Source organism: Metallumcola ferriviriculae (genome assembly GCF_035573695.1).
Lineage (GTDB): Bacteria > Bacillota > JADQBR01 > JADQBR01 > JADQBR01 > Metallumcola > Metallumcola ferriviriculae.
The window spans coordinates 594,789-620,255 of record NZ_CP121694.1 but is presented as its reverse complement, the minus strand read 5'-3'; the positions used below and the strand labels follow the sequence as shown (position 1 = coordinate 620,255).

Sequence of the window (25,467 nt, the reverse complement as noted above, 5' to 3'; positions counted from 1 at the left end):
GTTAAAACTAATAATTATGGCAACTTTAGCTTGCTCTCATAATTATATCACAGGTATGGGACAAGTCAATGACATAGAGTCGGGATTGCAGTGTCAAATACTAGGAGATTGTATGCTTGTGGCTTTGCTTTTATGCCTTGCCGCGAAGCTTCATCTTCAGCACCATCAGCATGAACTTTGGCAGTGCCAGCATACGCTTGTACCTTTTGGGCTCTTTTATCAGGCGGTAAAGCCATTCCAACTGGGCTTTCTGCAACCACGTGGGAGCCCGCTTGGCTTTGCCAGCCAATACATCCAGACTACCGCCCACTCCGACCATCACCGGTATCCCCAGGGTTTCCTTATTATCCCTGATCCAGTACTCCTGCAACGGTGCCCCTAAAGCCACCAGCAGGATGTCGGGATTTGTGTCGGCAATATGCCCGTACATCTCCTCCAACTCTTTAGACGACTGGTAACCGTGATAAGTTCCCACAATTTTTAATTTCGGGAACTTTTTTTGCAGGTTATTTGCTGCTTCCCGGGCTGTGCCGGGTTTGCCGCCGTAGAGGCACATCCTCCACCCTTCCTGCTGGGCCCTTTCGGTCACTGCCTGAACCAGGTCAATTCCTGTCACCCGCTCCTGCACCGGCCGGTTAAGTATCCGGGAGGCCCATACCACCCCTGCACCGTCCGGGGTAACCAGATCAGCACTGTTGATGGTATCCATCAGCTTCTCATCCTGCTGTGCCCGGTAAAGAATCTCGGCATTCAGTGTGATAATGTGATGAGAAGTCCCTTCTATAATATAACTACTAATTTCACTGACGGTTTCTTGCAGATTTTTTTTAGAAATTTTTACGCCCATCATGTTAATATTATCCATGGTACCCTCCCAGTCGGGGTGATTTTCCTGGTACTAGCTGTCAGTACCGCCCTTGACGTTGCGGAATTCATCCAGCATCTTTTCCACAGCATCATAGTCAAGCCTCCAATAGCTCAGTTCGTCAATGTAGGTTGCTTCGCCCGGTAGTGTGGCTGCATCTAATTTAGCGGAAGTAATACCGTTTAAATCCTTGGCCAGGAGCAACATATCTTTGACGGTGAGGTCTGACTTGACGTTTTTCCTCAACTCGCCGATTAGTTCCGGCAGTTTCCATAAAGTCTTTGCCTCCACTGCCTGGTCCAAAAGCAGGTTCAGAAACTTCTGCTGACGACCCACCCGACCGATGTCTCCCCGGCCGTCACTGCGGTAGCGCACATAGGCCAGAGCATCTTCACCGTTTAGTGTCTGCAGTCCTTTTTTCAAATTTATGTTTTCCGGTTCGTAGTACATATCTTTTTCTACATCTGTTTCCACGCCGTCCAGTATATCTATGATATTAATAAAACCCTGAAAGTCCACCTCCACATAACGGTCGATATCGGTGCCCAGCAGTTCTTCAACCGAGGTGGTTAATAAGTCCATGCCGCCGTAGGCGTGAGCGTGGTTGATCTTGGTATTGCCGTGACCGGGTACTTTAGCGTAGGTATCCCGCGGAACGGAAAGGATTTTTACTTCCTGGGTATCCTGATTGATAAAGGCCACCATGATGGTGTCGGAACGGCTGGCCTCCTCATTCCTGCGGTCCACCCCTACCATCAGCACAGTCATCATCCGGTCGCCCTTCTTAACCGCAGGGACATCTCCGCCCACATTCTCTCCGTCAGGCCGGCCATTGTCCAGCAAGCTGTTAGAAACAGAATATCCTATATACATAAAGCCGGCGAAAAAGACCAGTAGTACCGCCAGCCAAAAAAAGGCCCGGGAACGGCGCTTTTCCTGCTGTTTGCGTCGCCCCTTCCTAGATACCGCGGTATCTCCCCAAAATTCTGAATCATATTTAGATTCCTCACGCATATTATCGCCTCTATTCCGCTTAATAAATGACTCAGCTAAGCAGTTTGTGAGCTTCTTGAATGGAACTTTCCTTAATCAGATAGTACCAAATGCCGCTAATCTTTTCGTTAGTACCGTCAAGCACCTGGCTGTTAACAGTAGTGGAACTTAAATTCTTACCTACTTTGGCCAATTTGGCCATTTCAGTTATCGGAATATCAGTCTCTACATTCTCTTTGACAGCGTCAATCAGTGCCGGGGCTTTAAAAATGTTCCTCGCCTGAAACATTTCTTCAATTAGCAGCTTAATCACCTGCTGCTGACGCTTGGCCCGGCCGATATCTCCTTCAACCGTACCGCGAAAGCGGGAATAGGCCAGGGCATCCTCACCATTTAGTGTCTGCTGCCCCTTTGTCAGGTTAATTCCTTCGGCTTTATAGACCATATTAATAGGTACATCCACTTCAATACCGCCAACGATGTCAACCAGACGGACGAAACCTCTAAAGTCCACAATGGCGTAATAGTCTATACTAATATCCAGCAGATCCTCCACTGTCTTTTGGGCCATTTCCTCACCGCCGTATACATAGGCAGCATTGATTTTATCCCAGGCCCCTTTAATCTTCACGCGGGTATCCCGGGGTATGGACACAAGACTGATTTCGCCCGCATCAGGGTTGATGCCGGCTACCATCATGGTATCGGTGCGACCACGAAAGTCATTGTCCCTGCTGTCAATTCCCAGCACTAGGATATTCATCTTATCCACATTGGGTGTATCATCTTTTTGATTTTGACCCTCCTCTTGGGAAACCCGGGGCTGTTTTGGTGCGTGCTCATCGATAAAGTACGCCAGACCAAAGAAAAAGGTACCAAGAAAAATCAGCCCGCCCAAAAACCAGACCATAAAGTTTTTCAAAAACTGCTCGTCATCTTTCTTTGTCATTCCGGTATCCCCCTCTCTTCCAATGAAAGATCACACTTAAACTTCTTTATTATACTACTGACGAGAAAAGACCTCCAAAAGTTTCACTGGAGGCGGCGGCAGAGTTTCTGCTTAATTTACGGAATGATGGTAACAGTCTTGGTACTCTTATCCCAATCGACTTTAGCACCCAGGCCTTCCACCACTACTCTTACCGGCACCACTGTACTGCCGTCTTTCAGCATCGGCGGCGCGCTTAGTGTCATCTCTTCACCATTTACTAAAGCAGTCTTTGAGCCTATTTGGAGCTTCAACTCTTTACTGCCCACAGTATAGCTTACCGTCTTTGTCTCAGCTTCCCACCCGATGTCAGCGCCCAAGGCCTCACCGATAAATCTAAAGGGCAGCATGGTATAGCCGCCTTCAGCTAAAAATGGCGCCACCGGAAGTTGGGCCGATTGACTGCCCACCAGCGCAGTTTTCTCGCCAATTACTAACTGTATCTTTACTTTAACGGTTTGTTTCATGTCGGCAAGCCGTTGCTCAAGGGTCACTACCTGCTGGGTAAGCATGGTCAACTGGGCCTGAAGGTCGGTATAATGACTGCTAATGTAGTTGTCTACATAGCTTTTGGTAACCAAAGGGTCTTGGTCAGAACCCGGCAGCGGATCTGATGCCTGTACTGCCTGACCCATCCCATAGCCGATAAGAAGTACGACGACCATTAATAAAAAGAAATATCTCCGCTTCACTTGTGCACCTCTCCCCAAAAAACTACATTATCTATAATATCACATAAATAGTTCGACATCAGCAGTGTTTTTCCTGGGGGTAATTATTGGCGCACGAAGCCTTTTCCAACATCAATTGTCCTTTAATGTGACAATTTATAGTTTTTTGAAAAAATGCTATTTGCAAAAGCTTCTTTTTGTGCTAAAATGTAATTACAAATAGGCACTTCGCCTTTTTTAATCGTCCTGATTGCACTATATTTCACTAGCATAATCTTCCTTCTGGACGATTTTTATTTTCCAGCCCTTGTGCTGTATTTCACATATTGGTAATGGGAATAATACTTGGAAAGGCCGTTAACTTTTTCCGCAGCGGTCAGACCATCTGATATGCAGATTTGCGAGGAAGATTGGTTATTTTCTTTGAAAGGGGGCCACGCAATGAGAAACATCAACTTGTTAGAGCAGGAACGCAATGCCCTGTTAACCGAATGGCTTAGAGCCAAGGAAACAGAAAAGGCCAAGCTGCTGGTGAGGATTATGGATATCGACGAGCGGTTAGAGCTAAATAAACAGAGCGAAGCCAGTAATTAATGTAAAAAAATAAGAGCGCGGCTAACCTGCCGCGCTCTTATTTTTTCTGCTTTTAAATGGTAATCTGGTAAACCACATTCTTAAGCACCGTATCCGGCACTACCCACACCTTCTGACCATTTAAGTATCTGCCCTGTCCACCGGCAATTACTTTATTTATCTGCTTAGTATCAATATGGGAGGCAATTTCAAAGTGCAGTCTCAGATTATCCAAGGTCGGACGGAAGTCCGTCTCCATATATCTATTGAAAGCAATTAGAAGCTTAGGCAGACGCAGGAAATATACCGACGGTTTGGTGAGCTGTGTCATTAGCTGACCGAGAATTTCTTCATCATTTGGAGTCACTTCCATTTTGAAGAGGTTATTAATATCCACCTCTTCACCGTTGACGACAATGGGCTTAAGAAAACTGTCCACTTCAGCGAGAATTCTTTTATCCATTAATACGAAATAAGAAATATCTACTTCCATTTCAGTTTGAAGAATTGCCCTGACACCACCGACGCCCTTTTGGCGGAAAGTCTCCGTCAGTGTCTTACCGCTAAAGTAAGTATTTACCGGAAAAAATACAGCGCCCGAGTTGAAATTCTCTCTATTATTTATACTATATACTGCTACCATTTCTAATTGTTCCCCATCCACCCCCACGAAAAGAACATTGAGGTTGTCCGTCTCGCGGTTGAGCTTGGGGGCGGCAGCTAAATCCCAATTGGGGAGCAGCGCCACTTCTTTGGCGGCAGCGGTATCTAACTGGGGGAAATTGCGAGCAGCTTTAAGGGGTTCCTTTTTCGCCGGCCAAATTTTTTCATCGGGCTGTTCTCGCTCTTTTTCAGCCGGTATTATTTCCTCTCGGGGCCAGACGCTTTTGGCTGTCTCCCTTTCGGGCACTGATGGAAGTATCTTTATCGATTCAATGCGGATGTTTTCGGCAAGCGGCTGCGGCACACTGGGGGTAGACACGATAATATCAGTAAAGACCGCCAAAAGACCGCCTAAGACAAAACCCCACACCACGGCGCGCCAAATTCCTCTTCGAAACAACATAATCCCACCCCTCCTTTACATCTCAATAATCTAGTATTTACTGTAAAAGGATGGGCTATGTATCTATAGAACAAAAGCATTTCATGCCTTCCGGCATTAAAGGTAAAAAAACACCTGCGGTGCCTGACACCACAAGTGTTTTTTATTAGACTACTCTTTTCGAAAGTATACCATTTTCTTGTAATATGTTTAACATGGTCAATGCTTTTCCCGTACCCAGTGCAACGCAGGAAATAGCATCGTCCGCAATATGTACCGGCAATCCGGTCTCTTCTCTCAGCAGCATATCCAGTCCGTTAAGGAGAGCGCCGCCGCCTGTCATGACAATCCCTTTATTAATGATGTCTGCAGACAGCTCCGGTGGTGTCTTTTCCAGGACCTCTTTCACCGCGCTGACCACCTGCTCCACAGCTTCTGCGAGCGCCTCATAAGATTCATCTGAGGTGACGGTAATGGTCTTAGGCAGTCCACTGACTAAATCCCGTCCGCGGATATCCATCTGGGTATCTTCAATCTTACCCTGTGGGTAAGCAGTAGCGACTTTCATCTTCATTTCTTCAGCAGAACGTTCACCAATCATCAGATTATACTCTCGACGGATATGACGTACAATAGCATCGTCAAACTTATCACCGCCAACTCGCAAAGACTTACTGCATACTATCCCACCTAAAGATAACACGGCAATATCAGCAGTGCCGCCGCCGATATCCACCACCATGCTGCCGCTGGCTTCGGAAATATCCAACCCGGCACCCAGCGCCGCTGCCAAGGGTTCTTCAATTAAAAATGCCTGTTTAGCTCCGGCCTGCATGGCGGCTTGTCTCACCGCCCTTTCTTCCACGCCTGTAACCCCGGAAGGAATACAGACCATCACTCTGGGTTTAAAGAAAAGTTTACGGCTGCCGCAAGCTTTTTCAACAAAGTAGCGTAGCATACGTTCAGTCGTATCATAGTCTGCAATCACGCCTTCCCTGAGAGGTCTGATGGCTATAATGTTACCCGGCGTTCGCCCAAGCATTTTTCGTGCCTCTTCTCCCACAGCAATTATCTGGCCGCTGTCCCGGTCGATGGCTACAACAGATGGCTCATTTAGAACTATGCCTTTGCCTTTGACATAAACCAGCACACTGGCAGTACCCAAGTCAACACCTATATCTGTGCCCCATCCAAACATTTCACAACTCCTCTCACGATAGCTTGTCCCTAAAACAAGAAAAAGAATAAAAAAACTAAAATACGGCAATTTTCATATACATATTCTTCATCTGCTGACAAATTCCTCTATGAAACCTTGGTTTCTTTATATTTTTTACGAGTGGCCTCGCCGCCGCGGAGATGCCTTTCGGCTTTATTTGTCTCCAATACCTTTCGAACCTTATCGGCCAATCTGTCGTCAATTACCGGCAATCGTTCACTAACATCCTTGTGTACCGTACTTTTACTAACACCAAATACCTTAGCTGCCTGCCTGACTGTTGCCGAAGACTCTATAATGTACCCACTGATCTCCAGAACCCGCTTGCGGATATACTCTTGCATGCTGAGGCCTCCTTCCGATTTTTCTGTAAATATATATGTGGAGGCCATAAAAATAGACCAGGAAAATGGCGGAAACTCAAGTGAGACAACCATTTCCTGGTCTATTTCAACATATTTGCCCTTTAACGGGCTATTAACTATTCTGCCAACGGCAGGTAAGCTGACGGATTTACGCTCTCTCCATCAGACAGCAGTTCCATGTGCACGTGAGTGCCGGAAGCGGCTTCAGCAGTGCCCGGGTCGCCGATGGTACCAAGTTGATCACCCTGTTCAACTTGGTCACCCCTTTCCACACTGACTTTGGCAAGATTTGCATAACGCGTCTGCCAGCCGCTACCATGGTCCACTGTGACGCGATAGCCATATAATTGGGCATATTCCACGACAGTTACTTCACCCGGTAGCACAGCCCCTACGGGCATATCCCGCTGCACAGATAAGTCCAATCCGTCATGAAATCGATAATCGGCAAATTCTTGAGAATAATTGAAACCGTAACCGGTGACCACCTGGCCTGTAGCCGGAAGGACCATGTCATTCAGCGCCGGTTTACTTTCCTCTTCTGCGTTACTCTCTGCCGGCGTTGCTGAAGTATCATCAGTGGGCGGTGCCGCCGGTTCTTCTACCGCCACCGGCCAGTCACTATCCTGCTTAGCATTCCCAATGTCGGCTCCGTCAAGAGATTTGCCATCGGTCACTTGGTTTTCCGGTTTGGCATAGGGGGAGTCAAGGAGAAAATATACGGGAATAAGTACTGAAGCAATGACCATCACTGCGGCAACCGTCCACCGGTACTGCACCAGCCCATTACCCAGTTTTTTGGCCCCGCGGGCCAGTCTGTTACCCTGAGCAATAAAAAAGGCCAAGGTTTTCTTAATCATAATAATCACCTCGGCCATATTATTACCCATTATTTCCCTTTTTAAACCTCGCTGTCATGACACTTAAGACAGCGCTCTTTATCCTTACGTACCTGACGTTCTTCATAGTTACCGTGGGCAGTGCGCCTGTGGCAGTCAAAACAGTCAAAGTTCGCGTCCAAATGCAGCTGGTGGTCCACAGCTTTATTAAAAGGTTTTAGTTCGGCAACTACATGGCAGCCAAGACACTTATCTGTGGAAACTTGGGCATGAATAGCAGCCGGGTCTATCGGTTCTGCCAAAACTTCAGCTAAGAGGTGCTTAGTTACTTCCCCCAGGCCGGTACTTTTAGCAGCCACCAATCCCTTCCACCCCGGTTCAGCATGACAAACCATACATTCGATTCCCTCATGGGCGGAATTAGTCCACTTCTCCACCGGTACTTTCATTTCATGGCAGCTCATACAAGCTTTACCGTTATCTGCATAAGAGGCGCCTATGAAAATAAAAACTAATAAAGCGATTGCAGCCCCCAATAATATATAGTTGAGTATTTTTCGCATAGACATTCCCCCATTGGTCACTGGGAAAAATTCTACAAATATTGCCTACTTCCTGCCGCTTAATCATACTTTTCTACAGTTATGCCTCGATAATAATAAGTGAGAATATCCTGATAACTTTTCCCTTGTCGAGCCATGCCGTCTGCACCGTATTGACAGAGTCCCACCCCGTGGCCGTATCCCTTGGTTTTAAAGGTTATTTTATCACCGTCTGTCTCCCAATCGATATAAGTGGAACTAAGACCTAATAAACGTCTGAACTCCGTACCGTTATAAGTTTTGTCACCTACCCGGATGGTTTTTACCCTGCCTGACACTGTCCGTTCTAATACTTTTAGCAGTGATTTAGCTCCACCTGATGCTGCGGGCACCGACCCTAAGTTGGTATTGAGTTTTTGTGCTACTTGGGATATGGTCATAACAGCAGTATTTAAATAGCGAGGGGATTGCTTATCCCACTTGCATACTACACTCTGGAGATAGGGGAAACTGTACTTCCACACCTCAGAGGAAGCCTCAGTACGGCCGCCGCTGGTTGAGTGATATACCGGCTCAATCAGCTTACCACGGTAAGTCGCCACCATACCGTCGGTCTCCTTAACCGCCGAGACAATCTTATCATGATATGACCAGTACTGAACCAAGCCCCAGCGCCGACGCATGGCCAGAGGAGACAGCCACGCCTGACAATGATTGGGATCGGTACAAACGTCCGCACCGGGATGGTGGGTACTGTTGACGCTACTGCTAAGTTTTTTTAAGGTATAGGTTCGTGCCGCCACCGCCTGGGCCTTTAGCGCTTCTTCATGAAACAACGCCGGCATCTCGGCTGCCACTACACCAACTAAATATTCCTCTAAAGGCATCACTACTACCTTGCCGGTATCATGCATCTTTACCCTGATACCTGGACCGGCTGTCTTGATGCTTACCCTGGGGGTACGCCAAATATTTAGCACGACCATAGGAAGAATCAAAACCAGCAGCACGCATGCTGCTATTACCAAAAAAAGTGTTCTGCGCATTTTTCCTCCCCGCTTTATGGTGTGACAAGCTCACTAAATCCTATGTCTTGCTTGAAAGGTTTATGCCATCCTTTTAGGGCGTATCTTTTGCTCGTAAGGCATACTCCCTGATTCATTTTTATTAAGATGCTTTATCAAATAAAAAAACGGCGGCAGGTTAATCCTCTGCACGCCGAATGTCGGCTCCGATGCTGTTGAATTTTTCCACAATATCTTCGTATCCTCGATATATATGATAAGTGCAGCCGATTTCCGTATTTCCTTCGGCCACCAGTCCGGCTATAATTAGTGCCGCACCGGCCCGCAAATCAGTCGCCTTCACCGGCGCACCGGTAAGTCGCTGAACGCCTTTCACTACTGCGCTATGACCCTCAATGTTGACATTAGCTCCCATACGTTTTAACTCATTGACGTGCATAAAACGGTTTTCAAAAACCGTCTCGGTCACGATACTCGTTCCCTGGCAGACAGCCATCAGCGCCATAAATTGGGCCTGCATATCTGTGGGAAATCCCGGATAGGGCAGAGTCTTTACATCGACAGCATAGAGTCTACCACCGCTCTTTACGCGGATCCCATCTGATTCTTCGGTAATTTCTACCCCAGCTTCTTTAAGCTTGGCAACTACAGGTTTAAGATGGTCCTCAATCACGTTGGCCACCAGCACATCACCGCCGGCAGCAGCCACTGCCACCATAAACGTACCCGCCTCTATCCGATCGGGGATCACCGTGTGGGTCGCGCCTCGCAGCACCTTTGCACCATCAACCTTGATGATATTGGTACCGGCTCCGGTAACATGTCCGCCCATGCTGTTAAGGAAATTGGCCAAATCGACAATTTCTGGTTCTTCAGCAACATTTTCAATAATTGTACTGCCCTGGGCAAGAGCCGCGGCCATCATGATATTCTCTGTAGCACCGACACTGGGAAAGTCCAGGTAAATTCTGTTACCCTTTAATCCATCGCTGTACACATCGATGATACCATGGCCGATCTCGATCTGAGCCCCCAGTGCTGCGAGTCCTTTTAAGTGTAGATCTATTGGCCGGCTGCCGATAGAACAGCCCCCGGGCAGGGACAGCCTGGCATGCCCGGTTCGAGCCAGCAGCGGACCTGTGATGAGAAAAGATGCCCGCATTTGGCGAACGTATTCGTAAGGCGCATCCCATGCAGGGATTTCCCCGGCGTCCATTGTCAGCGTGCTGCCTTCTGCGGTCACCTTCACTCCCAGGTGGCGCAGCACTTGGTAGATAGTTTCCACATCAGTGAGACGCGGGGTATCTTCAATAATACTTTTGCCTTCTTCGGCAAGCAGCGTAGCGGCAATAATGGGTAAGACTGCATTTTTGGCACCGCTGACTGTTACCTTCCCTTGTAATGTCCTGCCCCCTGATACCACTATCTTATTCACCCTGTCCTGCCTCCCTAGTGATCCAGTCCATTAACTTTTCGCCCAACTTTAGTCATAAACTATTTATATTCTAGTACTCACCATCCAACAATGGCGAACCGAGATAAACATAGGTTTTAGCATCATTCGTATGATACCTTACGGCAATATTGATGTTTACCTTACGGCCGGCCACAGTGGTATATTCGGGTATTAATGGGCTGTAGCCGCTAAGACTGACCAATTTATCGCTGCTTATACCCCGAGTATCTTTCACTCCCGCTGCGGTAAACATTTCCTTTAACAGCTGATTTGCTTCTGTCGGGGTCAACTGCCCCGGCAGTGTTCCGGTGAGCCATGTGGAGACTTCCGGCTTTCTTTGCAAAGATTGAAATGCACTAAGTATTTGATCACGGTAGGTATGCATGGCGCTTATGTCTCCCGCTCGGGATAGGGTTAAAATAAGATATGTCTCGCCGGAATTTTTGTCCTCGTTTTTTAGTGTCTGAAGCACGATTACCGCATATTCGCCGGGATTCATCTCCTTTATCGCGGTGATGCCCCGCATAGTTTCTTCTCTAATGGTCTCTCGCGTGAACTCTTCATTAATCGCCAAAGCTTCACCCACCTTAGTAACCATTGGCTGCAGGTTGCTAAAATCCATGTATTCATCATTTATTTTCGCCCACCCTTGAATATTTAATTCATAAGGTGCGGCACCGCTTTTGTCAAAGGCCCGGAAAATTGGGTCCTCATGGAGGCGGTCCTGTCCCACAGTAGCTTGGATTGGTTGAAAGTACATGGCGGCAATAACGCCGCAAAAAATAACTGCAGTTAATAATTTCTTCATGAAAAAATCCCCCTTTTCAAAACAACCATAATACTAGTGTTACCAGATAACGGTTGTTTAGTCGGGGGACCCGGCAGAAATCATCTTTTTAGGTCCTGCAAAAAGTCCACCGCGGGTGAGCTGCGATGGACTTTCAGAAGACGCATCTTTACTGCAGCAGTACGTGTTGGTAGGTGGAAACGAACCATTTGCCGCTTTCGATATTTTTGGTGACAAACACCAAATCGGTTACCTGCCGCACATCTTTTAAAGTATCTTCTGTCAAAGTCAGTTCATAATCTACTGTGTACAGCTTGGCGTTATCTTTTTCTGTGTTTTCTTCCATCAGCTTGATGTTATTTAGCACTACTTCCTTACCCTTTAGCGCTTCATTATTAAAGAGATAAAGATCCTTCTCCTGAAAACTGTTCTTTAATTCAGTAGTCATCAGTTTATTCATGGTAGTTCGGTTGTTGTTGGCCTGGGCGCGAATAAATTCTTCGGCTACGCTTTTAGGATTGGTCTGCTGCAGCGCCGTACGATCAGGCGCCTTTTCATTGGGCAGCGGATTTCCTTTTTCATTCAGGCATCCCGCGGCCAGTACCGTCATAACCACAATAAGTAAAAGTAGTATTTTCTTTCGTCCCATGGAATATCACCTCTTCCAAAATATTTTTCCTCTCTTAACGGAAAACATTCCTGGTAATGACGTTGAAAAAATTGTTAATTTTACATATACATATATACTCTAATCAAACTCGTCCTCCCAATGGGAATCTATTGTGAGGGTGGTGTATGGCGCAAGACCCACGCAAACACACGAACACCACGGTTTTCACCGTGGTGTTCGTGCCTTAGGTTAATTGCTTTGCCTTAAAAGCAACTACCATACTTATTCTTGCTCACGGACGAATCTCCTGCACGAGACCCGTGGTAATATCTGTAACGTACGGAGCGATTACCGTACTCCCTTAACTGCCTTAATACGTGCTATTGCCCGCTGTAATGCGGCCTCTGCCCGGGCTGCATCCAATCCCTCAGGCCTTTTCTCTAGTCTTTCCTCGGCCCTTTCTTTAGCGCGCTCCGCCCGAGCAGCGTCAATCTCTGCGGCTGTCTCAGCGGTATCAGGCATAATGGTTACCTTATCCTCGATTACTTCCATAAAACCGCCGCTGATAGCTATAGTTTCGTCCTGACCGCCGTTTTTCATGGTAATCACACCAACCTGCAGACCCGTTACTAACGGCGCATGGCCCGGCAAAACACCCAGATACCCTTCACTGGCGGGCACCACCAGCGAATCTATTTCCTTGCCGGCTACCGAACGTTCAGGCGTAACAACTTCCACTGTTAATTTTTTATCAGCCATTTATACCACGCCCTTCTACTTCACTAAACCTTCGGCCTTCTTCACTGCATCTTCGATAGTGCCGACCATCAGAAATGCTTCTTCCGGCAGATCGTCATGTTTGCCATCTAAAATTTCTTTACAGCTGCGGACAGTTTCCTTTAACGGTACGTAAACACCTTCCATACCGGTAAATGCTTCCGCCACGAAGAATGGTTGAGATAAGAAGCGCTCTATTCTTCTAGCCCGAGCTACTATCAGCTTGTCATCCTCAGACAGCTCGTCCATACCGAGAATAGCAATGATATCCTGTAATTCCTGGTATCTTTGCAGTACCTCCTGCACACCCCTGGCCACATCGTAGTGCTCTTGCCCAATGACACCGGGTTCAAGAATTCTAGATGTAGAGTCTAGCGGGTCAACCGCCGGGTAAATACCTTTTTCAGAAATTGCCCGGTTCAACACTGTAGTCGCATCCAAGTGTGCGAATGTTGTTGCCGGGGCAGGGTCAGTCAAGTCATCCGCAGGTACGTAAATCGCCTGCACTGATGTAACTGAACCTTTCTTAGTAGATGTAATCCGCTCCTGCAGTTGGCCCATCTCAGTAGCCAAAGTGGGCTGATAACCCACCGCCGACGGCATCCGGCCTAACAACGCGGACACTTCAGAACCTGCTTGGGTGAAACGGAAAATGTTATCGATAAAAAATAATACGTCCTGGCCTTCCTGATCACGGAAGTACTCAGCCAATGTCAAGCCGGTCAATCCCACCCGCATGCGGGCTCCGGGAGGTTCATTCATCTGACCGAATACCAGCGCGGTTTTATCAATAACGCCGGACTCATTCATTTCCAACCATAAATCATTACCCTCACGGGTACGCTCGCCTACACCGGCGAAGACAGAGAATCCACCGTGCTCATAGGCGATGTTGCGGATAAGTTCCATGATCAATACAGTCTTACCCACGCCGGCACCACCAAAGAGACCTACTTTTCCACCTTTAGCATATGGTGCCAGCAGATCAACCACCTTAATACCAGTCTCCAAAACTTCAGTAGACGGTTCTAAATCTGCGTAGTCTGGTGCCGGACGGTGAATGGGAAGCGTTTCTTGTACTTCGAAGTCACCTTTACCGTCGATGGTCTCACCAATTACATTAAACATTCTTCCTAGAGTATTTCTGCCAACAGGAACACTAATAGGTGCCCCGGTATCTGCAGCAATCATACCTCGTTGCAGGCCATCGGTTGAAGATAAAGCAACACAACGAACTGTATCATTTCCTAGATGCTGCATTGCCTCCATGGTAATATCTATATCCTGCCGGGCCGCATCCTTAGGTTGATTGTCGGAGGTTATTTTGACGGCGCTATACAGTTCAGGCAGTTCTTCATCAAAACGCACATCTACCACAGGCCCGATAACCTGTACTACCTTGCCTAGATTCATCGATTGTCCCTCCTATTCATCTAACCGGTACTTTCACCGGCCGTAATAAATCTTTATGCCATGCCGAAACATTCGGCAATTTTCTAATTTAGAGCCTCAGCACCGCCCACAATTTCGGAAATCTCTCTGGTAATGGCCGCCTGCCGCGCCCTGTTGAAGGTCAGGGTCAGCCTGTCGATTATATCATCGGCATTATCCGTAGCGGCGCCCATAGCGGTCATCCTAGCTCCATGTTCACTGGCCTTAGCTTCTAACAACACCCGGTAAACTGCCATATCCACAAACCGGGGCATCAGAACCTCCAGTACTTCCATGGCGTTGGGTTCGAAAATGTATTCTTCACCCTGCTCCTCCTGATTTTCCACTTCAGATTCTATGGGCAACAGTTGGCTGACCGTCGGATTTTGGCTCATGGCGGTCATGAATTCGGTATAAACCAGATAAATTTTATCAAAGGTCCCATCCAAAAACATATCAGTAACTTCCTTGGCAATTTCCCTAGCCTGAATAAAATTGGGATTGTCACCGATATCTAGATATTCCTTGGCGATGGGTATTCCTCTTCGGCGAAAAAAGTCTCTGCCTTTACGCCCGACACAAATTACCGATGCTTCTTCCTCATGCTGATGTATTCTTCCCAAAGCCAATTTAAGGATGTTGGCATTATAACCGCCGGCCAGGCCTCGATCGCCGCTGATGACCAGATACCCAGCCTTTTTCCCTGGACGAGTCTCTGCCAGCGGCAGGCTTAGTTCTTCGGCGTTAGCTGCCAGACGAGCCAGAACTTGCTCCAATTTGTTAGAATAAGGACGAGCCGCCGTTACTGCCTCTTGGGCCTTGCGCAGTTTGGCTGCTGATACCATCTTCATCGCTTTGGTAATCTGCTGCGTATTCGTGATACTGCGAATACGCCTTTTAATATCTCGTATGCCGGCCATAATTTCTCACCACCTTTTTCAGGGGTTGCCCGGTCATCCAGAATTATAATAGTAAAGAACTGAATGCCGAAACAGTTAATATACTAGGCAGCAAAATTATCTTTAAACTCTACGATTGCGGCCTTTAATTTTTCTACAATTTCATCAGTCCACTTGCCCTCTGAGGCAATCTTATCCAGCAATTCTTTCTTACTGGTGCGCATAAAGTTTAGGAACTCCTGCTCAAACTTGCGGATACTATCCACTTCTACATCGTCAAGGTATCCGTTAGCAGCCGTGTAAACCACCACTACTTCTTCCTCAACAGGCATGGGGCTATATTGCCCCTGCTTCAATACTTCCATCATTCGTTCGCCGCGGGCCAGCCTGGCTTGTGTTGCTTTGTCTAGGTCAGAACCGAACTGGGCAAACGCTGCCAACTCTCGGTACTGTGCCAAGTCCAGACGCAAACTACCGGCAACCTTCTTCATTGCCTTAATTTGGGCCGAACCACCAACCCTCGATACGGAGATACCCACGTTAATAGCGGGTCGGAAACCTGCGTAGAAAAGGTCTGACTCGAGGAATATCTGACCGTCAGTGATGGAAATAACGTTAGTGGGGATATATGCTGATACGTCCCCGGCCTGGGTCTCAATAATGGGAAGGGCTGTCAGGCTGCCGCCGCCTTCAGCGTCACTCAGCTTAGCTGCTCTTTCCAACAAACGGGAATGTAAATAAAAAACATCACCGGGGTAAGCTTCTCGACCCGGAGGACGTCTTAACAGCAGTGATAACTCACGATAAGCTGCTGCCTGCTTAGACAAATCATCATAGACGCAAAGTGCGTGCCCGCCCTTATACATAAAATGTTCGGCCATGGCACAGCCGGTATAAGGAGCAATATACAAAAGCGGTGCAGGTTCACTGGCCGTAGCGGATACTATAATGGTATAGTCCATGGCACCGTTATCTTCCAGCCTCTTCACTAAACCGGCCACTGTCGATGCCTTCTGCCCGATTGCCACATAAACGCAAATGACACCTTTGCCTTTTTGATTGATAATGGTATCGATTGCCACCGCCGTTTTACCTGTCTGGCGGTCACCGATAATTAATTCACGCTGACCTCTGCCAATGGGAACCAATGCATCGATGGACTTAAGTCCGGTCTGCAGCGGCTCTGCCACAGGCTGTCGGTATACGACACCGGGCGCGGAACTTTCGATGGCCCGGAACTCTTTTGTTTCAATAGGTCCCTTACCGTCAATAGGTTGCCCCAAAGAGTTAACAACCCGGCCCACCAGGGCCTCACCAACAGGAACCTCCACAATTCTACCGGTACGCTTTACCTCGTCCCCTTCTTTAATTTTAGTGTAGGGACCAAGGATAACAGCACCGATGTTATCTTCCTCTAGGTTAAGCACCATGCCGTAAATGCCGCCGGGGAATTCCAGCAGCTCACCGGCCATGGCCTTTTCCAAGCCATAGATACGAGCAATCCCATCACCTACTTGGATTACAGTGCCCACATCCGTTACTTCTACTTGTACCTCGTAACGCTCAATCTGCTGTTTCAAAATTGAGCTTATTTCTTCAGGCCTAATGCTCATCGGCTACTTCACCCCTATCTTTGGAAAAATGCACTTTAGTCAGGTGTGTTTTTAGATCGCTAAGGCGGTTAGCGACACTGCCATCATAAACACGGTCACCAATCTTCACAACCACCCCGGCTATTAACTCCGGATCCACCTTGGTTTCCAGGCGGATTTCCTTACCGGTCATTTTAGACAATTTTTCCTTAATGCCCTGATAATGCTCCGGCGTTAATTCCTTGGCGGTCCTGACCGTAGCCGCCAAAACATTCCTTGCCTCATCCGCAAAGGCGATATATTCCCGCAGCATCTGGCTGAGATAGCGCTCACGACGCTTGTCGCAGACCAGTTTGACAAAATTCAGGATCTCCTGTGAGACCTGACTGCGGAAAACCTTTTCAAGAAGTTCTTTTTTCGCTTCCGGTTCAATCAACTGGTGTTCCAATACCTGCTCCAGCTCGGGACTGGCCTGGATTGTATCTACCACCAGTGTGAGCTCGTCTTCAAACTGCTTAATCTTATCGCTTTCCCGGGCTATTGCAAAAAGTGCCTGGGCATAACGCCGCGCAATAGTTCTGTCTATCATTGCAACTCGCCTACCTCAGATACAAATTCCTCCACCAGTTTTCTTTGGTCTTCGTCATCAATTGCACGGCCTACAACCTTACCGGCAGCCAACATGGCCAAGGTAGCCACTTCGTCGCGAATTTCAGCAAGTGCTTTAGCTTTTTCACCGGCGATTTCCTCTTTGGCCTTAGCCAGCGTCCTCGTCGATTCCTCCCGGGCATCGCTAACCATCTTCTGCCTCATATCTTCGCCCATTTTATCAGCACGGCTGACAATCTCCTGAGCTTCTTTTTTAGCTGTCTGCATTTTTTCTTCATACTCGGCCAACAACTTTTCCGCGTCTTTTTGGGCACGGTTAGCCTCACTAATAGAACCCTCTATCTGTGCTTCACGCTCACGCATGATTTTAGCTACAGGCTGATATAACAATTTATTTAAAATAGCAATCACAACCAAAAGATTGACTATTTGTAAGAGGAATGTCCAGACGTTAAAGTTCAGCGCGTTTAGAATTGCCATGGGTTTTACCTCCCCTCTTGCCCAATAAATAGTAGGTGGGCGAATAAGAACACTTCTCCTATTCGCCCCGTAAGACTTTTAAATTAATCCTTAGAGCTTAGTCCACATTAAGATGGCAATAACAAATGTGAAGAGTGTAAGAGCTTCCATGAATGCCAGGGCTAACAATAAAGTAGTTCTGATCTCACCGGAAGCTTCCGGTTGACGGGCAATACCTTCCATAGCACTGGCGGATGCATTACCCTGGCCCAAAGCAGAACCCATAGCGGCCAAACCCATAGCAATACCCACGCCGACAAAACCCAAAGCTGTCATTAAATTCCCCTCCTTTCAAAGATTTGATATAAGTCTTCAATAAAGCCCCTAATTTGCAGCTGATTTGCTTAGTGACCTTGGATGAATGCCTGAATGTAGGTCACAGGCAGAATGGTGAAAACCAGTGCCTGAATTAATCCCATCAGTACACCCAAAAGCATGATTGGGGTAGGGACAATTAAGGGCAGCAATATGAAAAGGATGGTAACAACCATCTTTTCGCCAAACATGTTACCAAACAGACGCAAAGAAAGCGAAATCGGTTTTACAAATTCCTCTACGATGGTAAGCGGTGCCAAAATGGGAGTAGGTTCCGCGAAATGATGCAGGTAACCCTTTATGCCCTTGTGCTGGATGGCAAAAATTTGAATAAGCACAATAGTAGCCACACCGAATGCCGCAGTGGTGCTCAAGTCGATGGTCGGCGGTTTCACCGTAGGAATAAACCAGGATAAATTCAGACTGAGAATAAAGACAAACAAAGTAGCAACCAGCGGTAAATATTTCTTACCTTTTTTGCCCATAGCATCTTCCAGCATTCCCTCGATAAAACCAATCAGAAGTTCCAACAGATGCTGCACGCCGCGGGGTTTGCTGTTTAAATTGCGGGTAGCCAAAAAGACTGCGGTGAAAAGTACTGCCATTACCATCCAGGTAGTCACCACCGTGGAGGTGATATGGACACTGCCCAAGACCAATACATCATGGGGCTTTAAGTGTTCCATCACTGCCGCAAGCTCCTGTAGTTTCTCTTCCACAAAATCACCCCCTTTTGTAAAATATTAAACTAATACCTTCCAATAAGTGCACCAACATCTGTAGGGACAGGCCCACCGCCATGCCCAACATAAATTGGACACCTCCCAGAAGGGAAAGAAACAAAGTAGTAAAGGTTATCAGCGTGCGGTACAAAAATCGGCGCATAAAAAAGGTTTGGGTTGTCTCTCCCTCAGCAGTAGCAGCACTATCTATAGCGCTTACCATCAGGTAATAATTAATAACACTGACGGGTACTCCTGCTGCAATGCCCATTGCCACAGAAAACTGGCCGAAAATTACGGCTATGCCGGCCAAGACTAAACCCATTACTATGATTTGTCTTATTTTTGGCAGTTGAGCTTGCTGGTATTGACCCAAACTTTTCATTCCTCTTTTTCGTTATCATCCTCCGGGATCGTGTCCTCTGTTTTCTGTAAGACCATTAATTCAGATAAGAGGGCTTTAAAGGAAACCGCAACCCCCAATAAGATGCCCGTCAACAGAAACCAGGGTGAGGTACCAAGCCGCTTGTCCAACCAACTGCCTCCATAAAGGCCTAAAAAAATACTCAGTGCCATGGTAATTCCGAAGGAGAGAGCAAAGTTAGCGTAACGGGCGTAATTCCAATAATCCTTTTTCATGGTTTCACTTCCCTGAGATATCTCTGGGGTACTCTTCTTAATTTTTCATTTGACACCAAATTTATGCATTTATTGCTATAATTAAACTTTCTGACAATTTTTATTTCTATAATTGGTCGGTGTCTTAACGGGTGACACCTTTCTTTAAGCCATCATGTGCTTTACTTCTCAAGTATGTATACAAGGTACAGACACTTATATTCTCGCTGAAGTAAAAAATTCCTTTTTTTAAGACAAAGTTTTTTGAACCTTATCACTTAATATTCTTAATACTTACCTATCTCCCCAGAATAGTTAAACTCCATTGGCTGCTCCGAACGCAAACCAAAGTAGTAATCAAGACATTGAATAATTCTTTTACAAGCCTGTCCGTCTCCATAGGGGTTGGTTGCCTGGGCCATCTGCGCATATTCATCAGGATCAGTAAGTACCTTCTCTGCCTGACGAAAAATCTTTTCCTCGTCGGTACCCACAAGTCGTACTGTGCCTGCTACCACTGCTTCCGGGCGCTCGGTGGTATCTCTTAGTACCAGTACCGGCTTCCCGAGCGAGGGTGCCTCCTCCTGCATACCGCCGGAGTCGGTAAGAACTAATTGGGACCGATCCATTAAGTTGGCAAATGGCTGGTAGTCTAACGGTTCAATAAGTACCACCCCGGCATGGCCACCCAAGATTTCATGGGCCAGCTGCCGCACCCGGGGGTTTTTGTGGACAGGAAAAACCACAGCCATTTCGGGGTGATTGTCGGCTAATCTCTTCACTGCCCGAAAGATTCTTGCCATTGGTTTACCCCAGTTTTCTCGACGGTGCGCAGTTAACAACAGAAACTTTTTACCTGATGCAGTTAACTCCTCCAAGACCGGGTCAGCGAATTGAAATCTTTTATCTACGGTAGTCAGCAATGCGTCAATGACCGTGTTTCCCGTAACAAATATCTTATCCGGTGCTGTCCCCTCGGCCAGCAGATTATCCCGGGCCTCATCCGTAGGTGCAAAATGTAAGTCGGTAAGTGCACCGGCAAGGCGCCGATTCATTTCTTCAGGGTACGGCGAATACTTATTGCCGGTACGCAGTCCGGCTTCCACATGACCCACCGCTGTCTGCTGATAGTATCCGGCGAGGGCCGCCACAAAGGTAGTGGTGGTATCACCGTGCACTAAAATCATGTCCGGTTGTTCCTTGACAATTACTTCTTCTAGGCCATTTAGCACTCTGGAGGTCACCTGAGTTAAACTCTGACCGTGCCGCATAATATCCAAATCATAGTCCGGGCTAATGTGAAACAGACCCAGCACCTGATCAAGCATTTCGCGATGTTGAGCGGAAACTGCCACTACCGTCTCATATTCCGGCTGCCTTTTTAAGGCAGTGACCAACGGCGCCATTTTTATGGCCTCGGGCCTGGTGCCAAATATCGTTAGTATTTTGGGCATATTCGTCGTCCTCCTAGTAAAATACTTCGCTATTTAATCCGACAAATATCCTTTGCTGATCAACTTATTGATATGTTCTTCCAATGCATCATCAATATTGACGTCATAATGTTCCTCCAGCACAAACATCATTGATACTGCGGTTTGGGCTACATCCAATAATTCTTGGGTAATCATGGTCATAACTTCTTTTTCCCCCACCCGGTCCTGTTCACCGTTCAGTCCGCGAAATTTGCCCATGGCCTGAGCCAATTCGCCGGTCTCCTCCATCAGCTTCAAAGCGGTGGACTCCAAGGTCGGTGAAAGTTGGTTTAACCGGGGCAGGGCGACAATTTTTTTCTGCACTTATTTCCCCTCGTTTCTCTCCCCGAATTTTTCCACTAAAATACCTGCCTGCTGAAACATCTCCCGAGACAGTTGGTCAGGATAATCTTCCAAGATAATAATTTTTTCCGCGCCGGCATTTATCAGCATCTTCGCACATACCACACAGGGTTGGTGGGTGACATAAAATGTTGCCCCCTTGATACTCACCCCATGTACCGCTGCTTGAATAATACTGTTTTGCTCGGCATGGAGCCCACGGCACAATTCATGCCGTTCACCCGGGGGCACCTGCATCTGCTCCCGCAGGCATCCGGTCTCAGCACAATGAGCAATTCCGGCCGGCGCACCGTTATAGCCGGTGCTCAGTATTCGCTTATCCTTAACAGCCACCGCCCCCACCTGCCGTCTTTTACAGGTAGAACGCCTGGCCACAGTTTGCGCTATTTCCATAAAATACTCGTCCCAGCCGGGACGAGCACCTACTTTTTCAGTCAAGGGCATCCTCTCCCCAGTTATTTAGTACCGAACAGCCGGTCGCCGGCATCACCGAGACCGGGTACTATATAGCCATGTTCATTAAGCTTTTCGTCAACTGCGGCAGTATAAATATCCACATCATCATGTTGCTCTTGGACATTGTCAATACCTTCAGGAGCTGCGATCAGACAGACCAATTTAATATTCTTGACCCCCCGGTCCTTAAGAAACTGAATAGCCGCGGCAGCAGAACCACCGGTAGCCAGCATCGGGTCGATAATAATTAAGTCCCGTTCCGTGACATCGGTAGGCAGCTTACAGTAATATTCCACCGGCTGCAGTGTATCCGGGTCACGATAAAGACCCACATGACCCACCTTGGCCGTAGGAATCAATTCCAACATACCACTAACCATTCCTAATCCAGCACGAAGAATGGGTACAATCCCCACCTTGCGCCCGGAAATAACCCTGGCCTTGGCCGGCCCCACCGGAGTCTTTATACTCACTTCTTCCAAAGGGAAGTCCCGGGTCACCTCATAGGCCATAAGCATTGCCACCTCTTCCACCAATTCCCGAAACTCCTTAGAACCGGTGCTTTCATCCCTGATCAGCGTCAGCTTATGCTGAATCAACGGGTGATCCAATACGTATACTTTTGACATGCGCGCACCCCCAATTTCCGATTTCAATAACTTGACAAAATGGTGTCAGGCACCATTTTGTCAAGTTATTTGTCAAACTATTTGTCAAATTTCATAATACCATTATTAAACTATTTATAAATTTTCTTATAAGCTATTTTGTCCTATGATTGACTCACACGCGTTCGACGCTCACATAATCCTTGATTTAAAATGTAGAGTATAGCGGGAAACGGCGGCAAAGAGCTTGCACTATGTCCTGAGCTTTCGCCTTAGCGCCCTCATCATGCTTGTCTAGAGCCAAGGCCATTGCTTCGGCAACTTCTTCCATGGCCGCCTCATCCAGTCCCCTGGTAGTAATGGCCGGCGTGCCTACCCGTATGCCGCTGGTAACGGTCGGCTTTTCGGGATCGAAGGGAATGGCATTCTTGTTGACGGTTATACCGATTTCCTCCAGCATATCTTCGGCTTCCTTCCCGGTAATCCCATGAGAACGCAGATCCACCAGCATCATGTGATTGTCTGTTCCACCAGAAACTAACCTGAAACCTTTATCTGCCAAGGCAGCCGCGAGGCGCTTGGCGTTTTTAACTATCTGATGCTGATAAACCTTAAAATCCTCGCCCAGCGCTTCTTTAAAGGCAACTGCCTTAGCTGCAATTACATGCATCAGCGGGCCACCCTGGGTGCCGGGGAAAATGGCTTTATCAACGGCTTGGCCGTATTCTTTCTTGCATAGTATCATTCCGCCCCGGGGGCCGCGCAAGGTTTTATGGGTTGTGGTGGTGACAAAATCTGCCAGCGGTACCGGCGACGGGTGTACCCCCGCGGCCACCAAACCGGCAATATGGGCCATGTCCACCATCAGCTTACTAGCAACGGCATCAGCAATATTACGCAGACGGGGGAAATCCAGTTCACGAGGATATGCGCTGGCGCCGGCAACAATCAGCTTTGGTTGATGCTCTTGGGCTAAACGCTCTATTTCCTCGTAATCCAATTTTTCATCCTTTTCGCTCACCCCGTAAGGTACAAAAGAATAATATTTTCCGGAAATATTCACCGGGCTGCCATGAGTCAGGTGGCCGCCATGGGCCAAATTCATACCCAAAACGGTATCACCGGGTTTGAGGAGCGCAAAATATACGGCACCGTTGGCCTGGGCACCGGAGTGCGGCTGCACATTGACATGCTCAGCGCCAAATAATTCTTTGGCCCTTTCAATTGCCAGCTCTTCTGCAATATCTACAAATTGGCAGCCGCCGTAATAACGCCGCCCCGGATATCCCTCGGCATATTTATTTGTCAGCACTGTCCCCAACGCTTCCAATACGGCCTCACTAACAAAGTTCTCAGAAGCAATCAGCTCTAAGCTTGTCCTCTGCCTGTTCTCTTCCCTGCCGATGGCATCGGCCACCTGGGGGTCAATTCTTTGTAGGTTAGTCAAATGTCCCATGGTCTTTCTCCTCTCTCTTAATCGCAATAAACAGCCCGTTCACCGCCAATCAGCTTCGGCCTGCTGTACCCCATAGTTAAATTGGCGCTGCCTATCTTTGTTACCTTGGCGCGCACCGGCTTTAGTACCGGCTGAAGGTGCATGCCGATAAATGTGTCGCCAATATCCATGCCCAGCTGGGCCGCGATGTGCTCCACCAGTACCGGCTGCAAAAATTCCCGAAATGCTTGAGCGGACAGTGCACCGCCGGCGCCAAGCTTGGGAACCGCACTGACTACGGTAAGGCCTAAGCGCATGGCCGTTTCCTTTTCAACCACTAAAGCCCGGTTTAGATGCTCGCAGCACTGAAAAGCCAGTGCCACCTGCTGGTCACACGCCTCGGCAATGGCTTGGTAAATGGTTCGCGCAGCTTCTTCGTTGGATGCTGAACCTATTTTTTTGCCCATCACTTCACTAGTGCTGCAGCCCACAACCAATACCATCCCCGCTTCCGGCTGGGCCTGGTCAATAAGAAATTCGACTGCTGCTTTTGTACTGATAGATATATCTTTTAATTCCATGAAAAAATACCCCCTTTATACAGAGGAAATCAGCATACTATAGATATCTTTCTTCAATAGCCTTAATTTTATCAACTCGCCGGGAATGCCTGCCTCCGGCAAAGTCGGTGCCAAGCCATGTCTTGACAATTTCCAATGCTAGACCGGGGCCTATTACTCTCTGCCCCAAGGTAAGAACATTGGCGTCGTTATGTTCCCGAGATGCCTTAGCCGAAAAAACATCATGACAAAGGGCCGCCCGGATACCCCGCACCTTATTGGCGGCAATGGATACCCCGATGCCGGTACCACACACCACGATTCCACGTTCAAAGTCGCCCCCGGCCACTGCTTCTGCCACTTTTGCGGCAAAGTCGGGGTAGTCCACCGATTCTTTATCTAACGTACCAAAATCCTGATAAGGGATACCGAGCTGATCGAATAATTCCTTTATTATTGCCTTTAATTCAAAGCCGCCGTGGTCACTGCCCAAAGCAATTTTCATCTGATAACCTCCCAGTGCCATCCTTTAATCTATTTTAAATTACGCTCTATTTTTTCCTGCTGCAATTTTGGGGTTCTACACAAAACTTATATTTCCTGTCGGATTTTGGGAAAACAACGGTTCCGGAGCTGTTTTTTTTCGCTTTAATACTTTTATGCTAAGGCTCGCTCTATAGCTTTGGCTATCAAACGCGCCAGCTGTTGCGCACATTGTTGATATACTTCAACAGGACCACCGATTGGATCTGATATATTCCCCGGTTCACCGGCGTATTCCCCCAGGATGTATAGCTTGTCCTCAGGAACCTGTCCCCTTAAAGCCGCTTTATGGCTGTCGGTCATGGTGAGCACAAGGTCGGTCTCTGTCAAAATGTTTTTATTTACCATACTGGCGCGATGACCCGTGAGGTCAATGCCCTGCCGGGACATCACTTCAACCGCTTGTTCAGCAGCAGGCATCCCTTTCATGGCGGAAATGCCCGCAGAAGAAACCATCAACTCGTCCTGCAATTGTCTGTCAGCAATAATCTGTTTTGCCAAAGCTTCTGCCATGCTGCTGCGGCAGGTATTGCCTGTACATACAAATAATATTTTAAACACTGCACA

The 25,467-nt window shown here is 47.7% G+C and carries 32 protein-coding genes; 1 reads left to right on the top strand and 31 read right to left on the bottom strand.

Annotation, left to right across the window (positions count from 1 at the left end):
* Positions 1 to 130 precede the first annotated feature (130 nt).
* The 4 genes from MFMK1_RS03235 to MFMK1_RS03220 all read right to left on the bottom strand — a co-directional run bounded on the left by MFMK1_RS03235 (position 131) and on the right by MFMK1_RS03220 (position 3,538).
* Entirely contained in the window at positions 131 to 865 is a 735-nt protein-coding gene (locus tag MFMK1_RS03235; RefSeq protein WP_366923728.1) for a WecB/TagA/CpsF family glycosyltransferase, read from the bottom strand.
* A 33-nt stretch (positions 866 to 898) separates the two neighbouring features.
* Entirely contained in the window at positions 899 to 1,879 is a 981-nt protein-coding gene (locus tag MFMK1_RS03230) for an LCP family protein (protein ID WP_366923727.1), read from the bottom strand.
* A gap of 31 nt (positions 1,880 to 1,910) precedes the next feature.
* On the bottom strand, positions 1,911 to 2,807 hold the full coding sequence (locus tag MFMK1_RS03225) for an LCP family protein (protein WP_366923726.1): 897 nt from the start codon (positions 2,805 to 2,807) through the stop codon (positions 1,911 to 1,913).
* Between the two features lie 116 nt (positions 2,808 to 2,923).
* Entirely contained in the window at positions 2,924 to 3,538 is a 615-nt protein-coding gene (locus MFMK1_RS03220) for a copper amine oxidase N-terminal domain-containing protein (protein WP_366923725.1), read from the bottom strand.
* Between the two features lie 420 nt (positions 3,539 to 3,958).
* On the opposite strand from MFMK1_RS03220, the gene MFMK1_RS03215 reads away from it, so the two are divergent.
* Positions 3,959 to 4,111, top strand: coding sequence for a chromosome segregation protein SMC (locus tag MFMK1_RS03215; protein WP_366923724.1), 153 nt, complete (start codon positions 3,959 to 3,961; stop codon positions 4,109 to 4,111).
* Between the two features lie 52 nt (positions 4,112 to 4,163).
* Here MFMK1_RS03215 and MFMK1_RS03210 read toward each other — a convergent pair whose 3' ends face one another.
* The 27 genes from MFMK1_RS03210 to MFMK1_RS03080 all read right to left on the bottom strand — a co-directional run bounded on the left by MFMK1_RS03210 (position 4,164) and on the right by MFMK1_RS03080 (position 25,461).
* A complete protein-coding gene (locus MFMK1_RS03210) occupies positions 4,164 to 5,156 on the bottom strand; it encodes an LCP family protein (RefSeq protein ID WP_366923723.1) in 993 nt (330 codons plus the stop codon).
* Between the two features lie 145 nt (positions 5,157 to 5,301).
* Complete coding sequence (mreB, locus tag MFMK1_RS03205; RefSeq protein ID WP_366923722.1) at positions 5,302 to 6,333, bottom strand: rod shape-determining protein; 1,032 nt, start codon at positions 6,331 to 6,333, stop codon at positions 5,302 to 5,304.
* Positions 6,334 to 6,440: 107 nt separating this feature from the next.
* The gene (gene spoIIID / locus MFMK1_RS03200; protein ID WP_366923721.1) at positions 6,441 to 6,698 is read right to left on the bottom strand and encodes a sporulation transcriptional regulator SpoIIID; all 258 of its coding nucleotides are present in this window, start codon (positions 6,696 to 6,698) and stop codon (positions 6,441 to 6,443) included.
* Between the two features lie 137 nt (positions 6,699 to 6,835).
* Positions 6,836 to 7,579, bottom strand: coding sequence for a peptidoglycan DD-metalloendopeptidase family protein (locus tag MFMK1_RS03195; protein WP_366923720.1), 744 nt, complete (start codon positions 7,577 to 7,579; stop codon positions 6,836 to 6,838).
* A 41-nt stretch (positions 7,580 to 7,620) separates the two neighbouring features.
* Positions 7,621 to 8,121, bottom strand: a complete 501-nt coding sequence (locus MFMK1_RS03190; RefSeq protein ID WP_366923719.1) for a NapC/NirT family cytochrome c — start codon at positions 8,119 to 8,121, stop codon at positions 7,621 to 7,623.
* 59 nt (positions 8,122 to 8,180) lie between these two features.
* A complete protein-coding gene (gene spoIID / locus MFMK1_RS03185) occupies positions 8,181 to 9,146 on the bottom strand; it encodes a stage II sporulation protein D (RefSeq protein WP_366923718.1) in 966 nt (321 codons plus the stop codon).
* Positions 9,147 to 9,303: 157 nt separating this feature from the next.
* Positions 9,304 to 10,560 carry a UDP-N-acetylglucosamine 1-carboxyvinyltransferase gene (gene murA / locus MFMK1_RS03180; protein WP_366923717.1) on the bottom strand — a complete coding sequence of 419 codons (1,257 nt, stop codon included), beginning with the start codon at positions 10,558 to 10,560 and terminating at the stop codon, positions 9,304 to 9,306.
* 70 nt (positions 10,561 to 10,630) lie between these two features.
* Entirely contained in the window at positions 10,631 to 11,389 is a 759-nt protein-coding gene (locus MFMK1_RS03175; RefSeq protein ID WP_366923716.1) for a YwmB family TATA-box binding protein, read from the bottom strand.
* A 148-nt stretch (positions 11,390 to 11,537) separates the two neighbouring features.
* Positions 11,538 to 12,017 carry a hypothetical protein gene (locus MFMK1_RS03170; protein ID WP_366923715.1) on the bottom strand — a complete coding sequence of 160 codons (480 nt, stop codon included), beginning with the start codon at positions 12,015 to 12,017 and terminating at the stop codon, positions 11,538 to 11,540.
* A gap of 309 nt (positions 12,018 to 12,326) precedes the next feature.
* Entirely contained in the window at positions 12,327 to 12,737 is a 411-nt protein-coding gene (locus MFMK1_RS03165; protein WP_366923714.1) for a F0F1 ATP synthase subunit epsilon, read from the bottom strand.
* A 15-nt stretch (positions 12,738 to 12,752) separates the two neighbouring features.
* On the bottom strand, positions 12,753 to 14,168 hold the full coding sequence (atpD, locus tag MFMK1_RS03160; protein WP_366923713.1) for a F0F1 ATP synthase subunit beta: 1,416 nt from the start codon (positions 14,166 to 14,168) through the stop codon (positions 12,753 to 12,755).
* Positions 14,169 to 14,251: 83 nt separating this feature from the next.
* Positions 14,252 to 15,106 (bottom strand): ATP synthase F1 subunit gamma, encoded by an 855-nt coding sequence (gene atpG / locus MFMK1_RS03155; protein ID WP_366923712.1) that lies wholly within the window; start codon positions 15,104 to 15,106, stop codon positions 14,252 to 14,254.
* A gap of 83 nt (positions 15,107 to 15,189) precedes the next feature.
* Positions 15,190 to 16,698: a F0F1 ATP synthase subunit alpha gene (gene atpA, locus MFMK1_RS03150; protein ID WP_366923711.1), complete on the bottom strand. Its 1,509-nt coding sequence runs from the start codon at positions 16,696 to 16,698 to the stop codon at positions 15,190 to 15,192.
* Positions 16,688 to 17,266 (bottom strand): F0F1 ATP synthase subunit delta, encoded by a 579-nt coding sequence (locus MFMK1_RS03145; protein WP_366923710.1) that lies wholly within the window; start codon positions 17,264 to 17,266, stop codon positions 16,688 to 16,690. The genes atpA and MFMK1_RS03145 overlap by 11 nt, the downstream gene beginning before the upstream one ends.
* On the bottom strand, positions 17,263 to 17,766 hold the full coding sequence (gene atpF / locus MFMK1_RS03140) for a F0F1 ATP synthase subunit B (RefSeq protein ID WP_366923709.1): 504 nt from the start codon (positions 17,764 to 17,766) through the stop codon (positions 17,263 to 17,265). The genes MFMK1_RS03145 and atpF overlap by 4 nt, the downstream gene beginning before the upstream one ends.
* A 90-nt stretch (positions 17,767 to 17,856) precedes the next feature.
* The gene (gene atpE / locus MFMK1_RS03135) at positions 17,857 to 18,081 is read right to left on the bottom strand and encodes an ATP synthase F0 subunit C (RefSeq protein WP_366923708.1); all 225 of its coding nucleotides are present in this window, start codon (positions 18,079 to 18,081) and stop codon (positions 17,857 to 17,859) included.
* Between the two features lie 68 nt (positions 18,082 to 18,149).
* Positions 18,150 to 18,839: a F0F1 ATP synthase subunit A gene (gene atpB, locus MFMK1_RS03130; protein ID WP_366923707.1), complete on the bottom strand. Its 690-nt coding sequence runs from the start codon at positions 18,837 to 18,839 to the stop codon at positions 18,150 to 18,152.
* 4 nt (positions 18,840 to 18,843) lie between these two features.
* The gene (locus MFMK1_RS03125; protein ID WP_366923706.1) at positions 18,844 to 19,227 is read right to left on the bottom strand and encodes an ATP synthase subunit I; all 384 of its coding nucleotides are present in this window, start codon (positions 19,225 to 19,227) and stop codon (positions 18,844 to 18,846) included.
* Complete coding sequence (locus tag MFMK1_RS03120) at positions 19,224 to 19,481, bottom strand: AtpZ/AtpI family protein (protein WP_366923705.1); 258 nt, start codon at positions 19,479 to 19,481, stop codon at positions 19,224 to 19,226. Before MFMK1_RS03120 ends, MFMK1_RS03125 begins: the two co-directional genes overlap by 4 nt.
* Positions 19,482 to 19,747: 266 nt before the next feature.
* The gene (wecB, locus tag MFMK1_RS03115; RefSeq protein WP_366923704.1) at positions 19,748 to 20,914 is read right to left on the bottom strand and encodes a non-hydrolyzing UDP-N-acetylglucosamine 2-epimerase; all 1,167 of its coding nucleotides are present in this window, start codon (positions 20,912 to 20,914) and stop codon (positions 19,748 to 19,750) included.
* A gap of 33 nt (positions 20,915 to 20,947) precedes the next feature.
* Positions 20,948 to 21,259 carry a MazG-like family protein gene (locus MFMK1_RS03110; RefSeq protein WP_366923703.1) on the bottom strand — a complete coding sequence of 104 codons (312 nt, stop codon included), beginning with the start codon at positions 21,257 to 21,259 and terminating at the stop codon, positions 20,948 to 20,950.
* Positions 21,260 to 21,742 (bottom strand): deoxycytidylate deaminase, encoded by a 483-nt coding sequence (locus MFMK1_RS03105; RefSeq protein ID WP_428846286.1) that lies wholly within the window; start codon positions 21,740 to 21,742, stop codon positions 21,260 to 21,262. It lies immediately after the preceding gene.
* An 11-nt stretch (positions 21,743 to 21,753) separates the two neighbouring features.
* The gene (upp, locus tag MFMK1_RS03100; protein ID WP_366923702.1) at positions 21,754 to 22,383 is read right to left on the bottom strand and encodes a uracil phosphoribosyltransferase; all 630 of its coding nucleotides are present in this window, start codon (positions 22,381 to 22,383) and stop codon (positions 21,754 to 21,756) included.
* A gap of 187 nt (positions 22,384 to 22,570) precedes the next feature.
* Positions 22,571 to 23,818: a serine hydroxymethyltransferase gene (locus MFMK1_RS03095; RefSeq protein WP_366923701.1), complete on the bottom strand. Its 1,248-nt coding sequence runs from the start codon at positions 23,816 to 23,818 to the stop codon at positions 22,571 to 22,573.
* Positions 23,819 to 23,835: 17 nt separating this feature from the next.
* Positions 23,836 to 24,378, bottom strand: a complete 543-nt coding sequence (locus tag MFMK1_RS03090) for a TIGR01440 family protein (RefSeq protein ID WP_366923700.1) — start codon at positions 24,376 to 24,378, stop codon at positions 23,836 to 23,838.
* Positions 24,379 to 24,415: 37 nt separating this feature from the next.
* A complete protein-coding gene (rpiB, locus tag MFMK1_RS03085) occupies positions 24,416 to 24,862 on the bottom strand; it encodes a ribose 5-phosphate isomerase B (protein ID WP_366923699.1) in 447 nt (148 codons plus the stop codon).
* A 152-nt stretch (positions 24,863 to 25,014) separates the two neighbouring features.
* Complete coding sequence (locus tag MFMK1_RS03080) at positions 25,015 to 25,461, bottom strand: low molecular weight protein arginine phosphatase (protein WP_366923698.1); 447 nt, start codon at positions 25,459 to 25,461, stop codon at positions 25,015 to 25,017.
* Positions 25,462 to 25,467 lie beyond the last annotated feature (6 nt).